Annotated in this window: 1 protein-coding gene; it reads left to right on the top strand. The window is 38.4% G+C overall.

Annotated features, from left to right (window positions below; genetic code table 11):
- Window positions 1-115: 115 nt before the first annotated feature.
- Window positions 116-456 (top strand): 5-(carboxyamino)imidazole ribonucleotide mutase (gene purE / locus DLK05_RS17045; protein ID WP_127345115.1); only part of this gene is annotated, 341 nt, incomplete at its 3' end.

A 456-nucleotide genomic window follows, 5' to 3' on the forward strand; every position in this document is an offset into this window, starting at 1 on the left:
TTAAACAAAAGCAACCATATGTCTGTTGATCATATAGAACTAAAACAATTCTTACTTGGCGACAAAAGTACAATTTTTTGTTATTAATTTTATAAATCCACCAATATAAAACACGATGAAAGCGAAAGTTAGTATTATCATGGGAAGTACTTCGGATCTTCCAGTTATGGAAAAGGCCGCCCAAATTTTGAACGATTTTAAGATTCCATTCGAAATTAATGCCTTATCAGCACACCGAACACCTGAAGAAGTTGAGGTTTTTGCAAAAGGTGCAATGGACAATGGAATAAAGGTAATTATTGCTGGCGCAGGTATGGCAGCTCACCTTCCAGGTGTTATTGCAGCTATGACTCCACTTCCTGTGATTGGTGTACCTATTAAAGCTAGCCTCGATGGAATGGACGCTTTACTAGCAATTGCACAAATGCCTCCAGGAATTCCTGTTGCAACTGTTGC

Origin of the sequence: Ancylomarina longa (genome assembly GCF_003996985.1) — a bacterium.
Lineage (GTDB): Bacteria > Bacteroidota > Bacteroidia > Bacteroidales > Marinifilaceae > Ancylomarina_A > Ancylomarina_A longa.